This window comes from Ruegeria sp. CDSA241 (assembly GCF_059611265.1).
This window is the reverse complement of record NZ_JBXWPF010000001.1, coordinates 1-13490: the sequence shown is the minus strand read 5'-3', so window position 1 is coordinate 13490 and position 13490 is coordinate 1. Positions and strand designations below refer to the sequence as shown.

The 13490-nt window shown below is 56.9% G+C and carries 14 protein-coding genes and 1 tRNA gene; 6 read left to right on the top strand and 9 right to left on the bottom strand.

Features of this window, described 5'->3' with window-relative positions; genetic code table 11:
• Positions 1–6: 6 nt before the first annotated feature.
• A tRNA-Val gene (locus AC2FJV_RS00075) sits at positions 7–82 on the bottom strand.
• A 318-nt stretch (positions 83–400) separates the two neighbouring features.
• On the opposite strand from AC2FJV_RS00075, the gene modA reads away from it, so the two are divergent.
• The 4 genes from modA to AC2FJV_RS00055 all read left to right on the top strand — a co-directional run bounded on the left by modA (position 401) and on the right by AC2FJV_RS00055 (position 3454).
• Positions 401–1180 (top strand): molybdate ABC transporter substrate-binding protein, encoded by a 780-nt coding sequence (gene modA / locus AC2FJV_RS00070; RefSeq protein ID WP_281995303.1) that lies wholly within the window; start codon positions 401–403, stop codon positions 1178–1180.
• A 3-nt stretch (positions 1181–1183) separates the two neighbouring features.
• On the top strand, positions 1184–1876 hold the full coding sequence (gene modB, locus AC2FJV_RS00065) for a molybdate ABC transporter permease subunit (protein ID WP_271948121.1): 693 nt from the start codon (positions 1184–1186) through the stop codon (positions 1874–1876).
• Positions 1873–2973, top strand: coding sequence for a molybdenum ABC transporter ATP-binding protein (modC, locus tag AC2FJV_RS00060; RefSeq protein ID WP_281995302.1), 1101 nt, complete (start codon positions 1873–1875; stop codon positions 2971–2973). Before modB ends, modC begins: the two co-directional genes overlap by 4 nt.
• Before the next feature lie 109 nt (positions 2974–3082).
• Entirely contained in the window at positions 3083–3454 is a 372-nt protein-coding gene (locus AC2FJV_RS00055) for a hypothetical protein (protein WP_246097195.1), read from the top strand.
• A gap of 40 nt (positions 3455–3494) precedes the next feature.
• Here AC2FJV_RS00055 and hemF read toward each other — a convergent pair whose 3' ends face one another.
• The 4 genes from hemF to clpS are packed head-to-tail and all read right to left on the bottom strand — an operon-like array spanning position 3495 to position 6563.
• The gene (gene hemF / locus AC2FJV_RS00050) at positions 3495–4379 is read right to left on the bottom strand and encodes an oxygen-dependent coproporphyrinogen oxidase (protein WP_281995301.1); all 885 of its coding nucleotides are present in this window, start codon (positions 4377–4379) and stop codon (positions 3495–3497) included.
• A 4-nt stretch (positions 4380–4383) separates the two neighbouring features.
• Complete coding sequence (locus AC2FJV_RS00045) at positions 4384–5187, bottom strand: SDR family NAD(P)-dependent oxidoreductase (protein WP_142635913.1); 804 nt, start codon at positions 5185–5187, stop codon at positions 4384–4386.
• A gap of 37 nt (positions 5188–5224) precedes the next feature.
• Positions 5225–6190: a class I SAM-dependent methyltransferase gene (locus AC2FJV_RS00040; protein WP_496711978.1), complete on the bottom strand. Its 966-nt coding sequence runs from the start codon at positions 6188–6190 to the stop codon at positions 5225–5227.
• A 31-nt stretch (positions 6191–6221) separates the two neighbouring features.
• Positions 6222–6563 carry an ATP-dependent Clp protease adapter ClpS gene (gene clpS / locus AC2FJV_RS00035; RefSeq protein WP_142635917.1) on the bottom strand — a complete coding sequence of 114 codons (342 nt, stop codon included), beginning with the start codon at positions 6561–6563 and terminating at the stop codon, positions 6222–6224.
• A gap of 93 nt (positions 6564–6656) precedes the next feature.
• On the opposite strand from clpS, the gene AC2FJV_RS00030 reads away from it, so the two are divergent.
• Together AC2FJV_RS00030 and AC2FJV_RS00025 are read left to right on the top strand one after the other, a co-directional pair.
• On the top strand, positions 6657–7358 hold the full coding sequence (locus AC2FJV_RS00030; protein WP_281995298.1) for an HAD family hydrolase: 702 nt from the start codon (positions 6657–6659) through the stop codon (positions 7356–7358).
• A gap of 281 nt (positions 7359–7639) precedes the next feature.
• The gene (locus AC2FJV_RS00025) at positions 7640–9013 is read left to right on the top strand and encodes a D-alanyl-D-alanine carboxypeptidase family protein (protein ID WP_142635921.1); all 1374 of its coding nucleotides are present in this window, start codon (positions 7640–7642) and stop codon (positions 9011–9013) included.
• A 95-nt stretch (positions 9014–9108) separates the two neighbouring features.
• Here the strand turns inward: AC2FJV_RS00025 and AC2FJV_RS00020 are convergent, their stop codons facing one another.
• The 4 genes from AC2FJV_RS00020 to AC2FJV_RS00005 form a co-directional block, all read right to left on the bottom strand.
• Entirely contained in the window at positions 9109–10356 is a 1248-nt protein-coding gene (locus AC2FJV_RS00020) for a hypothetical protein (protein ID WP_496688679.1), read from the bottom strand.
• Between the two features lie 148 nt (positions 10357–10504).
• Positions 10505–11266 carry a LamB/YcsF family protein gene (locus tag AC2FJV_RS00015; RefSeq protein ID WP_271948108.1) on the bottom strand — a complete coding sequence of 254 codons (762 nt, stop codon included), beginning with the start codon at positions 11264–11266 and terminating at the stop codon, positions 10505–10507.
• Positions 11267–11277: 11 nt separating this feature from the next.
• A complete protein-coding gene (locus AC2FJV_RS00010) occupies positions 11278–12276 on the bottom strand; it encodes a 5-oxoprolinase subunit C family protein (protein ID WP_496688677.1) in 999 nt (332 codons plus the stop codon).
• Positions 12273–13028: a 5-oxoprolinase subunit B family protein gene (locus tag AC2FJV_RS00005; protein WP_281995294.1), complete on the bottom strand. Its 756-nt coding sequence runs from the start codon at positions 13026–13028 to the stop codon at positions 12273–12275. The genes AC2FJV_RS00010 and AC2FJV_RS00005 overlap by 4 nt, the downstream gene beginning before the upstream one ends.
• Positions 13029–13490: the final 462 nt, after the last annotated feature.

Sequence of the window (13490 nt, the reverse complement as noted above, 5' to 3'; positions counted from 1 at the left end):
AAAGAATGGTGGGTGATGAGAGACTCGAACTCCCGACATCTTCGGTGTAAACGAAGCGCTCTACCAACTGAGCTAATCACCCGTGAGGCTGCATTTAGCCAAGCCGGCGCGCGGGCGCAAGAGGGTCTGGCACAATTTCTTTCACTGAATTTAGACAAGGCGGGCATCTGGGGTGATATCTCCGCCAACCGGGCTCTGATTTATCAGACTTTTTGAGGGATCACGAAATCTGAACCGGTCGTTTCGGATCAGGCACCTCCAAAATATCTTGGGTGTTGTAGCGGCTATGAATTGCCCGTTTCAAAGGTTCTTATTCACGATGCGTCCTATCGATGCTTGCGCGCCCCCCGCCGCCTCAGATATCCCCTGATGGAACCTTAACCTACGAGACGGGAACAATATGACCCTGTCATCCGCAAGCCGTTTTCTGGCTGCTGCTATTGTTTTGGGTAGTTTGATATCGACTCCGCAGCGTGCAGAGGCCGACGATGTTTTGGTTTTTGCTGCTGCCAGTCTGAAAAATGCTCTGGATTCACTTGTACCGGGTTTTGAACGGCAAAGCGGTCAGGAGGTTGTCATATCGTATGCGGCGTCTTCTATACTGGCACGTCAAATTCAACAGGGCGCCCCGGCGGATGTGTATATTTCAGCCAACAGTGACTGGATGGATGTCCTTCAGGAGAATCGGCTGATTGATGCTGGATCGCGGGTTAACCTTTTGGGAAATGGGCTTGTCCTGATCGGTGGGCCGACGGCCGTTGAAATTGAGGGGCTTTCCCCGCAGACGGACATCTCAGCCGCTTTGTCAGGTGGGCATCTTGCGATGGCCCTGGTCGATGCCGTGCCTGCGGGAATTTACGGCAAAGCGGCGCTGCAAAACCTAGGTCTTTGGGATAGTGTTCAGCAGCAGGTGGCACAGACCGACAATGTACGCGCGGCTCTGGCTTTGGTTGCCGCGGGGGCTGCCCCCTTGGGTGTTGTCTACCGATCGGATGCCCAGGCCGAGGATCGGGTGCGGGTTGTGGCCTCTTTCCCTGCAAATCTTCACCCGGAAATTGTCTACCCGGCCGCTGTAACAACGCAAGCCTCAGCCGAGGCATATGCTTTCCTAAGCTACCTACAGACCGATGCAGCGATGGCAGTCTTTGCAGAGCAGGGATTTGCCCTGCCGGGCGACTAGCCGATGGGTTGGCTGGGACCGGAAGAACTTGAGGCGCTGAAATTGTCGCTGCGTGTCTCTTTCTGGGCAACGCTGGTTACTTTGCCCTTTGGTATATTCGTTGCCTATGCACTGGCGCGCTGGCGCTTTCCCGGACGACAAGTGTTGAATGGGTTGGTGCATTTGCCATTGATCCTGCCGCCGGTTGTTACGGGATATCTGCTGCTATTGACCTTTGGTATTCAGGGCCCGATTGGTGGACCTCTGGCGGGGCTTGGAATTGTCTTTGCGTTTCGCTGGACCGGCGCGGCGCTGGCCGCCGGGATCATGGCGTTTCCGCTGATGGTCCGTGCTATTCGCCTTTCGATCGAAGCCGTCGACCCTAAGCTCGAACAGGCCGGAGCCACGCTGGGTGCCTCGCGTCTGTGGGTTTTTGTCACCGTAACCTTGCCGATGATTCTGCCGGGGGTGATCGCCGGGACCATCCTTGCCTTTGCAAAAGCCATGGGTGAGTTCGGCGCGACGATCACCTTTGTTTCGAACATACCTGGACAGACACAGACGTTGCCATCGGCCGTTTATGCGTTTCTGCAGGTTCCGGGTGGTGAGGCGGCGGCGATGCGGCTAGTGGTGATATCGGTCATCATCGCGATGGGGGCGCTGCTGTTGTCAGAGTTTGTCGGTCGTCGCGCCGCGGCAAGGGTGTCGGGGACATGAGCCTTTCCGTCAATCTGCAACATGATCTGCCAGGTATTCAGTTGGATGCCAAATTTGATGCGCCTGCCGGGGTGACGGTTCTGTATGGAAGGTCCGGCGCCGGTAAGACGACAATCGTTAACGCTGTTGCGGGATTGCTGGAGCCCAAAGCTGGTCGCGTATCCGTGGACGGGTGGACGTTGTTCGATACGGAAAAGCGCCTTTGGCTGCCTCCGCATAAACGCCGCTTGGGGTATATTTTTCAGGAAGGACGGCTGTTCCCGCATCTGACAGTGCGCCAGAACCTGTCCTATGGACGCTGGTTTGCGCCCAAAAGCGTGCCGCGCGAAGACCTCGATAAGGTAATTGAGATGTTGGGGATCGGGCATCTTCTGGACCGTCGTCCACTGAGCTTGTCAGGTGGCGAGAAGCAGCGTGTTGCCATAGGCCGCGCCTTATTGGCCAGCCCGCGTCTGATCCTCGCGGATGAGCCTCTGGCCGCATTGGATGATGCACGGAAGGCCGAGATACTGCCCTATTTCGAACGGCTTCGGGATGAGATTTCGGTGCCGATCCTTTATGTGACCCACTCGGCAGCCGAAGTTGCCCGGCTGGCAACTTCTGTCGTTGCCCTGCAGGACGGCAAGGTGGTTCGGCAAGGCCCGGCTTCCGAAGTGATGGCTGATCCTTCTGTGGCCCCGCTCGGTGTCAGAGCCGTTGGTGCGGTGCTTCAGGTGCAGGTATCAGCTCACCATGCAGATGGGTTGACCGAGTTGGCAGCCGAAGAGGCGCGCCTATTTCTGCCGCGTATTCCCCATAGGGTCGGTGAAAGCCTGCGTATTCGCATCCCCGCACAAGAGGTGATCCTTGCCAGTAAGCGGCCCGAGGGCCTGTCAGCGCTGAATGTACTGGAGGGCAGGGTTGATACGATCCGAGCCGGGGAAGGCCCCGGTGCGATCGTCTCTGTCATTACACCTGCAGGGACTATTCTGGCTCGGATCACCCGACGTTCGGTTGAAGCCCTTGGGCTTGCTGCGGGTAAACCTTGCTTTGCGGTGATAAAAACCGTGGCGCTTGCGCCGCAGGATGTCGGTGGGCGGCTGCACTTTGAGAATTGAAACTGCGCTTTACGGAAAGAGTATCTGTTCTATGATTTCCCAAGGAAATCTTTTTTGCCCGGGGTCAAGCATCATGAAATACTTAATATCAACATGTGCTCTAACGCTGATGATGGTGCCTGCCATGGCCCAGGCTGTTGGGTTCGGGGTCGGTATAAACCCCGCATTCCGAACGACAGTGACACCACGTGACAATGGCGTTTACGAGGTCGCAACCAGCGGCAGCTCTGCGCCTGTGGCCTATTGGTGCGGGATCGGGGATTTTGCGATACGCACGCTTAGAACCAAATCGAACCAGCGTATTTACATAACCCGTGCCTATGACAAACAGACACGGACGGTGCAATTCTCGCTGACTGCGCCCGAAGGGGTTGATACGACGCCGGGCTATTCGGTTACTGTCAAACGCGTTGGCGAGAACATGTCAGCGGCATCGGCGCAGCGCTATTGCTCTGACAATTTCATGGATTTCGGGTTCTGAAACCCCGGAAGTAAAAAGCACCGCAGGGGCAGGTCAGGCGTTAGACCCATTTGGCCAAGGGCGGCAGGCTCATAAGCACTGCGTCCGGGTCGTGCCCGGTCTCTAGCCCGAATTTGGTTCCGCGGTCATAGACAAGGTTGTATTCGGCATAGAGCCCGCGATGAATCAGTTGGGTATCCTTATCGGCGGCGTCAAAGCTCTGTTGCCTGCGCTTTTCAACCAAAGGCAGAAAGGCTGGCAAGAAGGCCCGCCCGATATCCTGTGTCAGGGCAAAGTCCGATGACCAGTCTCCGGTGCAATAGTCATCCAGAAAGATACCGCCGACACCGCGGGCGCGCTTGCGGTGCGGGATAAAGAAATACTCGTCGGCCCACTCTTTCAAACGCGGATAGTGGCCCGGTCCGTGGGGATCCAGATGGGCCTTCTGGGTTGCGTGGAAATGGGCAGTGTCTTCGTCATATTCGATACAGGGGTTCAGGTCTGATCCGCCGCCGAACCACCAGGCGTGAGGTGTCCAGAACATGCGCGTATTCATGTGAACAGCGGGAGCGTGCGGGTTCTGCATATGGGCAACCAGGCTGATACCCGAGGCCCAGAACCGCGGGTCCTCGGTCATTCCGGGAATGCCTTTTCGGGCAGCCATTGCCTGTTGCGCCCGTTCCCCGAGCTGGCCGAATACTGTCGAGACATTGACGCCGACTTTCTCGAACACGCGGCCGCCGCGCATCACGGACATCAAACCGCCACCGGCGTCCGCCCCGTCATCCGAATGCCGTTTGGTCTCTTTGACTTCGAAGCGACCGGGTTGAGCATCGGAAAAAGGTCCGGTGTCGTGGGAATCCTCAAGCTGCTCAAAAGCGTTTACGATTTCATTGCGCAAGTCACGAAACCAGGCTGCGGCGGTGGCTTTTTCAGTATCGAACATCTGTTTAATGGGCCGGGGCTGCGACGGGGTCCAGCAAAGTGCGTCCACCGTCAATGGTTAGGATTTGTCCAGTGATGAAACCTGCGGCGTCCGAGGCAAGGTACTGTGCGGTTTCGGCCAGTTCGTTTGGCGCGGCAATCCGGGAAAGGGGTGTGTGCTTTTCGATATCATCCCGAAATGTGCGATTTTCCTTGAGCGTGGATTGCAGCGAAGCGCTCATCACCGATCCCAGCGCGATCGAGTTCACGCGGATGCGGTTTGGGGCAAGGGCAACGGCCAGGGATCGGGTCAACTGATCAAGCGCTGCTGTAGACACCGAATAGGCCATCAGATCGGGATGGGTGCGACGGGCAGCAATCGAAGATAAGTTGATGATGGATCCCGCAGGGTTTTCGTTTTCATCATCACCGGATTGCTTGATCATCCGTTTGGCAACTAGTTGGCTCAGTCGCAAGGCCGGCATCAGGTTCTGGTTCAACAAGGTGCGGACCGAGTCGTCTTCCATGTCCAATGGATCAGACGGAATAACCTGGCGCGAGCCATTTATCAGGATGTCGACCTGTTCGAAAGCGTCAATCGTGGCCGAAAGCAGGTTCGCAATCGTCAGCTTTTCACGCAGATCCCCGGCGAAGAAACGGATGTTGCTGTCATCTGCCTGCTCGCCCAGTTCATTGGCCAGTCGTTTTTCATCCATGTCGGCGAACATGACATTGGCCCCGGCATCCGCGAAGTGACGTCCGATGGCCAATCCGACACCATTTGCACCACCTGTGACGATCGCGGTCTTGCCGGCTATGGAAAAGGACATGCGTGTTCTCCTGATGTGCGGTGCAGGTTAGCGGGTATCACCGCCGAGGGCGAGAGGCGTGGAAGACTTTGAAACGATTGTCCCCGGTCACTTCCTTCATCTGCGCGAAGGCCTCGTTCAGCGTAATTTCATAGGGTAGGTGTCGATTGGCGACCATCCAAAGGGAACCGCCCCGTGTCAGACTGCGCGCAGCAGATTTGATGAATCCCTGACCCAACGTGGGATCAGCACTGCGCGATGTGTGAAACGGCGGGTTCATAATGACCGTATCCAGCGGCTCAGGCGCGCGCCAGGTGACCGCGTCGGCCCAGTGGAACTGTGCACGGTCGTCTTTTACATTTGCACGAGCACATTGCAGGGCGATGTGATCGGCCTCGACCAGATGCAATTCCTGCAGCCCCTTTGCACCCATTAGCCCTGTGGATAGGTATCCCCAGCCAGCCCCCAGATCGGCGATCCGACCGCCCAGTTTTTCAGGCAGGGCGGCAAGCAGCATTACTGAGGCCGGGTCGACCCCGTCTGCAGAAAATACTCCGGGCGCTGTCTGAAATCCGTCGGCGGATTGGGTGGCGGGTGCGGCCCAGTCCTCGAACGCGTTTACGTCGGACTGGAACCAAAAGATCTTGCCATGTGCTTTTGCGATGGGCCCCTGCACGGTTACGCGTTTGCGAATATCCTTCAACAGGCTGTCGACGCCATTTGTCTTGGCGCCATCAATCACAACCAACCCGTCCGCGCGCTGGCAGGCCTGATGCACAAGGCTGCGGGCCAAGGCCTTGGCGCGGGGCAGGAACACGATTGCATCCTGGCACGGGTCATCAGCCTCGGGCGTGGCCGTGAACCCATGGTCTGCAAAATGGTCGTGAAACGGCTTGAAGGGCTGAACCACTTGCGTCTCTGAGGCCAGCCCAGAGAGGTCTTCCTCGGGCGTTGGCCCAATCACGGACAGGGGTTGCGCGATTTCAAGGCCGCTTTGCAAGGCAAGGTCTAGGCGAGGGGACATTGGCAATTCCGAAAAGAGGTCAGGCGTCGCCTTACTCTTCGCGTTCCATAGTGCACTGCAGGGGGTGTTGATGGCGGCGAGCAAAATCCATGACTTGCCCGACCTTGGTTTCGGCAATCTCATGACTGAAGACACCAACAACGGCGACGCCCTTCTTGTGGACGGTTAGCATGATCTCGAACGCCTCTGCGTGGGTCATGCCGAAAAAACGTTCCAATACGTGAACGACAAACTCCATCGGGGTGTAGTCGTCATTCAAAAGCAGCACTTTGTACAGCGGCGGGCGTTTGGTCTTGGGGCGCGTCTGTACCAGGATCGACGAATCTGCATCGTCGTCCGGTTTGTCAGACATCATCCATTGGTTCTCAAACATTAGGCGCAAACGTCCGATTCAGGCTTCGGTTTATCTGTGCGCTTATATAACGTCCAATGCGTCAGATAAAAGAGCCAGCAGGACGTTATCCAAATGGGCGAAAAACTAACCACAATCGGGTTCGATGCCGATGACACGCTGTGGCACAACGAACGGTTCTTTCAGCTGACGCAGGCACATTTTGTCGACCTGCTATCAGATCATGCCGAATCGGATCACCTGAAGGACCGATTGCTGGCTGCCGAAAAACGCAATATCCGGCATTATGGGTATGGAATCAAAGGCTTCACCCTCTCCATGATCGAAACGGCGATCGAAGTGACCGAAGACCGTGTTCCTGCAGGGGTCATTCGCCAACTGATCGAAGCGGGGCAAGAGATGTTGGCCCATCCGATCGAGCTGTTGCCCTATGCCCGGCAGGCCATCGAAAGCGCTGCCGACACCCACCGCGTAATTCTTATCACCAAGGGCGATCTGATAGACCAGGAACGCAAACTTGCGCAGTCCGGTTTGGGCGATCTGTTCGACGGGGTCGAGATCGTGTCTGAAAAGACCCCGGAAATCTATCGCCAAATCTTCGCGCAGCATGGCGAGGGGCCCGCTGCGGCTATGATGGTCGGAAATTCGATGCGGTCCGATGTGGTTGCTCCGATTCAGGCCGGATGCTGGGGCGTATACGTGCCGCATGGGCTGGTCTGGGAGATCGAGCAGGCCGACGTGCCGGCCGACAGTTCCAGATACCACGAATTGCCCGATCTTGGTGGATTGACGGCGCTTGTTCGCTCTTTGAGTTGATGTTGCCATTTGGTCGCAGTTTCCGAAAATAGGGGCCGGCCGACGACACAGTCTTGACGAAATGGCAGGTTTAGCGGTGCGCCGCCGTTCGCACCGCCACATCTAGTGGGTCTTTGACATACGCTGAAAGCGCTAAAGTTATGAGCTTTCGGTTTCTTTCGCGGGGGTGCTGTGCTACGCTGATGGGTAATAAAATAAATAGTAGCTGACCGGGAAAACCCGGCGGCCTGAGGTAGACAGAGGCAAAAATCGTGCAGGTACGGCGGACAGTTCCGGCCCCTATGGGCGTATTCCTTGCAGCATTCCTGTTGTTGTTTTCCTTCGCTCCGGCGCAGGGCATTGCTGCCCCATATGCGGCGATGGTGATCGACGCGCGAACGGGCGAAGTGCTGCATTCCCGAAACGCCGATACACGCCTCCATCCGGCCTCGTTAACCAAAATGATGACACTGTACATCGCATTTGAAGCGGTTCGGAACGGCGAAATCACTCTCGATACGCAGGTGACCATCACCAAAAAGGCTTCCTCTGAACCGCCTTCAAAGCTGGGTTTACGTTCGGGGCAGAAAATTGCTTTCCGCTATTTGATCCGTGCTGCGGCGGTGAAGTCGGCCAATGACGCTGCCACTGCCATTGGTGTCGCCCTCAGCGGGTCCGAGGCTGCCTTTGCGCGCCGCATGACACGTACCGCCAAGGCGATGGGAATGAGCCGTACAACCTTTAAGAACGCACATGGTCTGACCGAGGCCGGACATCTGTCGACCGCACGGGACATGACCACGCTGGGACGGCATCTGCTGTATGATTACCCGCAATATTACAACCTGTTTTCGCGCCAATCCACGAATGCGGGGATCAAAACCGTTCCCAATACGAACCGTCGCCTGCTAGCGGCCTATCGCGGTGCGGATGGGATCAAGACGGGCTATACCCGTGCAGCTGGGTTCAATCTGGTTGCCTCGGCCAAGCGCAAGGACGAACGGATCATCGCGACTGTCTTTGGTGGCAAATCCGGCGCATCGCGCAATGCCAAAGTAGCCGAGCTGTTGGACATGGGTTTCCGCCGCGCCCCGTCGCGCGCGCCGATCCGCAAACCAGCCCGGCCGGCCTATGCCGGTAATGCAGGTTTGAATGCGAAAGTCGCCAGCGTAAGCGGCGCGCCCACCAGAAGCCTGCGACCGGTTCTTCGACCCCAGCGGGGGAGTACCGTTCTAGTGGCGAACAATGTCGCCGCAACCGCAGCCAAGAACGACGCGCGGATTCAGGACGGTATCGCCGCAGCCATCGCCTCGGCCGGTGTAGAGACGCCGACCGAAGGAACGACGCGCCCGACGGTCCGCACGGATGATCTAGTGCTGGCCTCGGCAGAACAGCCCGAGCCAGAGCAGGAAATCGTCACACGCTTGTCGACCTCTGGCGGTCATTTGTGGGGCGTGAATGTGGGGCGCTATACGACCCGGTACGAGGCTGAAAAGGTTCTACTGAAAACGGCCCTGTCGGAAATGACTACATTGGAAGGCACGCTGCGCAAGGTCAATCAAAACTCACGCGGGTTCGACGCGACGTTCCAGGGCATGACCCGAGAGCAAGCCGATCTGGCCTGCCGCAGACTTCAGGCCCGCAATGTCACCTGTTTCATGATCGGGCCGTCATAAGACCCGACATATACTCTCCTGGATGGGTCTGGCCACGGAATTCCGTGGCCCTTTTTTTCTGAGCGAGCGTGCCGTAGTAGGTGGCAGGGGTCAGGTCAGTCGAATACGTGGCCGTGCTGATATTGCTCATCCTGACCGGCGGCCGCAGTCAGGGCCGCGACGTTATCTTTGGTAAAGAACCCATCATACTTATGACAGCGCTCTATATACTCGGTGATCAGCAGAGTGTTCTTCGAATGTTTTGAGAAAATCTGCTTGAGGTTCGGATCGTCTTTGCACTCTCCAACCACATGGGCCAGGAATGGCACCCCCTGGTCTTTCAGAGTGTTCACAACGAAATCCACATTCTTTTCGCCCGCACCGTGATCGCCGTCCAGAATCTCGATCGCCATGTGATGCAGCCGACGTCCGAAATTGCGGACGAAATCCTCGGTTGGCATGGGCCGTTTGGCAAAAGAGTTTACAAACGAAGGCGTATTATTGGCTGTAAATACCTTAGCCGGGGATTTCTTGTCATCATTCACACTGGCATTGCGGTTCACATTGGTCGACGAATTCATGTCGAAAATGTTATACGCCCCCCAGAAATAGTAGGGCACCATCGTCAGAAATTCGAGGATCGCATCCTCGCGCTCACCAGCCAGAACGCGTGTCGCCAGATGGTCGATGCCCAACATCAGTGAAGAGATATTGCTATCGGCACCAAAGGCAGCAGCCTCATCCAGTCGCGCTTGTTCTGCGCTGCTGAGCAATACCCTGTCGCCCAGACCCAAACTGTCGGTATCGTTGAAATCCAGCGTTGAATAACCGACCCGGTTGCAGGTGAAATCAGAAGGGGTGGTGAACCGAAGGCCCTTTAGCGTGTAAAACGGGTTCTCGGTGTCGCCGGAATATTCGAACCGGATATTCTGATCCTCCAGCGTTTTGGTCAGCGTGTTCAGGTCAGTGGCGCCAAACACTTCGCCAACATAGCGCGTTTGCGGCGTGTTTCGTGCCAACGGGTACATGCGGTTGATGCGCGGGATGAAGTCTTCGAATGTCGGGCTAAGCGGAGCCATCACGATGAGCGCCGGGTAGTTCAGGTGTGAATGCAGGACCGAGTATTTATGCGTCCGTCCAAGATAGCTGGCCGTGTGACGGTATGGCGACATCACATATAGCTCGACCAGAGTGTCGAAAAGAACGTCAGTTTCGACCTGAAGCACGACAGCGCGCATGGGCCCAACCTGCTGGGCGACACCAGAGCTGGCACGGCGTTCGTAAATTTTTGGCAAATACTCGTTGAAGAAGTCCGAATTCTTCTTGTCGCCGCGTGGTTCGTAAGACGCTAAATCAAAAGACATAAAGTTACTCCTTGCCCAGACTAGGCAAACCAGGTGCGGTTCGTTGCCGGGATTGTGGTATTCAGAACATATGCTTGCTGACATGCTAGGGAGGGAATTCAGCCTCGGCAACAGTCTGAGTACGGGCGGACGCATTGCACCCGCGGGATTACCGCAGGAACTTTGTCACCTCGACACCGCCCGCGATCAGGTTTTCGCGGACCGAATGCGCAATCTGAACGGCGGTTGGTCCATCCCCGTGCAGGCAGATCGTGTCGATCGCGGTATTAAGCCTTTTGCCGGTTTCGGTAATGATGGCCCCTTCGCTGACCATTTCCAGAATTCGAGGCCCTGCAATTTCGGGGTCGTGGATGACGGCGCCGGGCAAGCTTCGGTCGACCAGAGTGCCATCGTCGTTATAGGCGCGGTCGGCAAAGATCTCGCCGACCCACTTGCAGCCCAATTCCCGAACGGCTTCTTCCTGCTTGGTGACGGCCAGCACCATGATGATGATATCTGGGTTCACGTCCAGCGCGCCCTGATAACAGGCCCGCGCCATGTCGATATCGACCGAACACATGTTGGACAATGCACCGTGCAGCTTCAGATGCCGGACCTGCGTTCCAACGGCGTTTGCCATACCGATCGCCGATCCCAACTGATACCGAACAAGATTTCGCAGGCTATCGTGGGGTATTTTCATATTGCGGCGGCCAAATCCCTGTAGGTCAGGAAAGCCGGGATGCGCGCCAATGCCGACACCGTTTTCCGCAGCCAGGGTCATCGTTTGCGCCATGACGTCCGGATCGCCCGCGTGAACGCCACAGGCAATGTTGGCCGAAGTGATAATCCGCAACAGGCTTTTGTCATCGCCCATGCTCCAGGGGCCAAAGCTTTCCCCCATATCGGCATTAAGATCTACGCTGGGCATCGGCAAACTCCTTAGTCTGTGGCAGAGATCATTCCGCTGACCAGTTGATAAGATAGCAGGTCAGCAATGTCATGAGGATCACGGATCAGCGGTTCGACCTTGGATGGCAAGTTGGCCAGTTCTTTTTGAAAAGCCGCCTGCAGGGAAATGGCCTCGTCCATTTCGACCAGCCTGAACTGAAGCTGTACGCCCGCCGGGGTTTGCGCAGCCCGCGGCAGGTCACAGGGAAGGACGGTCGCAATTCTGGGATACCCGCCGGTTGTCTGACACTCGGGCAGCAGAATAAAGGGATTGCCAGTGCCGGTCATCTGAATGTCGCCGGGGGCGATGACCTCGGACAATATGTTCAGCTGCCCCTTTGCGGCGAAACCCTCTCCGTCGCCTTCCAGCTGCATTCCCATGCGATTTGCGCGGGACCCGCGAGTGAATGTCGTGCGCAAAAAGCGGTCCAGCGTTTGCCGGTCGAACAGTTCGGTCTGAAAACTGGCCACAACCCGCAGCGAACCGCCCGAGAACCGATCTTCAGCGCGCAACTTCTGTCCTGCCTGCTGTGACGCTGCCCCGGCGGATAAGCTGTCTCCGGCCTGTAGGGCGCGCCCGATTTTGGCAGTAAGGTGAGTTGAGCGGGATCCCAGAAACTCCTGCACCTCAATACCGCCGCCCAGGTGCAAATATCCATAGGTTCCCCGTGTGGCGGCCCCGACTATCACCCGCTGTCCGGTCTCAAGGCGGTAAGAGGCATTCCACGAAATGGCAGCGCCATCAATACTGGCCTGCATCGGTGCGCCCGTCAGTGCAATCTGTATGGGATGAGTGGCCTCAAACTCACCGCCCATTCCGGCCATTTCAAGCGCGGCAAGTTTAGGACTTTGCCTCAACAATGCGGCGCCTTCGTGCAGGGCCAGTAAATCTGCTGCGCCAGATCGGGAAAGCCCTTGATCCAGATATCCGTGGCGGCCTTGGTCCTGTATTGTACAAGCAGGCCCTATGCGCAGGACAGACAGGCTCAAACCGCGATCTCCTGACAGGTCGCGCCGCCTGATCCATCAACGTCATTGGCGCGTATCGCCTCTAATTCCTCACGCGTGACTGACACGAACTGCATTTCGTCGCCGGGTTTCAGGGCAAAGCTGTTCTGTGCTTCAGGACGAAAACAGCGAAAAGCGGTTTGGCCAATATGTCGCCACCCGGTTGGTGTGGGTCCCGAGAAAAGGACAAATTGCGAAATCGCCAATACCAAAGCGCCCTCGGGCACCATCGGGGTCAACTTCTTGAGGCGCGGTATGTTGAACTCAGGGCCGAGCGGGCCAAGATATGGCTGACCGGGAGCAAATCCGATCGTCAGGACGCGGACGGTTGTGGCGCTCAATCGATGAACGGCTTCATCGGGGGACAGCCTGGCCGCAGCCGCAGCCTCATCTAATTGAGGGGCAAGCGCGCCGCCATAAACCGTGGGGACACTCCATAACCTGCGCCCCTGGGGGAGGGGCGCTTTGTACCAATCCTGCCGCCGCAACAGCTGCTCGACCCGGTCGCGAAGGTTTGCGTGGGCAAACTGGGATGGTTCAAATCGGATATAAGTCGACGCCAGCGTCGCAGAGGTTTCAATGACACCTTCCCACCGTTCAGAATCCACCGCAGCTCGAAACGCCAATGCTGCCCGGTTCGATGGCTCGGCCATGGTTTCGGCGAAAGAGACCAGCAGGCCGTCAAAGCCGACGGTGCATATGCGTGGGAAGATGGCGGCGTGTGTTCGTGTCATCTCGCTGCGTGCCAGTATGTAACTAGTCAGGTGACCTGAACGCAATCCAGAGCGTTTCGCAAGAGAGGGTGCAAAGTATTTGCCGGTGCATCCCCGTTTCAGACCGCGTGCAGGCAAATTCCGACTCGGTGCGGGTGTGTTTCATACCGGGCGACTCATACGAGTCTTGTAGTAGACGTGGGGAGCTCAACAATATGTTGATATCGGGCATAGCTCGTACGGAAAGCAGTGTGGATACCTTAGGCGTGATAATGGGCTTTCCTGGGTGCATCGGTCGAATTTATCACCTTAATTATCAGAATTTATTGAGTAAAATAAGAAAGTGCAAAAAAGTTGCTCAGGGCGTGATTTTCTGCTTGCGGTGTATGTTTGTAATGCTTAGAACCCCCTTCACCGGCGCTGCTGAGGCGCTTGTGACACACTGGAGAGACGGTGGGACGGGCTGGAGAGACGGCCGGACGC

What these genes read in the sequence shown, in the direction of transcription:
- AC2FJV_RS00025 (WP_142635921.1), top strand. Translation starts at nt 7,640, where the DNA reads ATGGGCGTATTCCTTGCAGCATTCCTGTTGTTGTTTTCCTTCGCTCCG.
- modC (WP_281995302.1), top strand. Translation starts at nt 1,873, where the DNA reads ATGAGCCTTTCCGTCAATCTGCAACATGATCTGCCAGGTATTCAGTTG.
- clpS (WP_142635917.1), bottom strand. Translation starts at nt 6,563, where the DNA reads ATGTTTGAGAACCAATGGATGATGTCTGACAAACCGGACGACGATGCA.
- AC2FJV_RS00030 (WP_281995298.1), top strand. Translation starts at nt 6,657, where the DNA reads ATGGGCGAAAAACTAACCACAATCGGGTTCGATGCCGATGACACGCTG.
- AC2FJV_RS00020 (WP_496688679.1), bottom strand. Translation starts at nt 10,356, where the DNA reads ATGTCTTTTGATTTAGCGTCTTACGAACCACGCGGCGACAAGAAGAAT.
- AC2FJV_RS00055 (WP_246097195.1), top strand. Translation starts at nt 3,083, where the DNA reads ATGATGGTGCCTGCCATGGCCCAGGCTGTTGGGTTCGGGGTCGGTATA.
- AC2FJV_RS00040 (WP_496711978.1), bottom strand. Translation starts at nt 6,190, where the DNA reads ATGTCCCCTCGCCTAGACCTTGCCTTGCAAAGCGGCCTTGAAATCGCG.
- modA (WP_281995303.1), top strand. Translation starts at nt 401, where the DNA reads ATGACCCTGTCATCCGCAAGCCGTTTTCTGGCTGCTGCTATTGTTTTG.
- AC2FJV_RS00015 (WP_271948108.1), bottom strand. Translation starts at nt 11,266, where the DNA reads ATGCCCAGCGTAGATCTTAATGCCGATATGGGGGAAAGCTTTGGCCCC.
- AC2FJV_RS00045 (WP_142635913.1), bottom strand. Translation starts at nt 5,187, where the DNA reads ATGTCCTTTTCCATAGCCGGCAAGACCGCGATCGTCACAGGTGGTGCA.
- modB (WP_271948121.1), top strand. Translation starts at nt 1,184, where the DNA reads ATGGGTTGGCTGGGACCGGAAGAACTTGAGGCGCTGAAATTGTCGCTG.
- AC2FJV_RS00005 (WP_281995294.1), bottom strand. Translation starts at nt 13,028, where the DNA reads ATGACACGAACACACGCCGCCATCTTCCCACGCATATGCACCGTCGGC.
- hemF (WP_281995301.1), bottom strand. Translation starts at nt 4,379, where the DNA reads ATGTTCGATACTGAAAAAGCCACCGCCGCAGCCTGGTTTCGTGACTTG.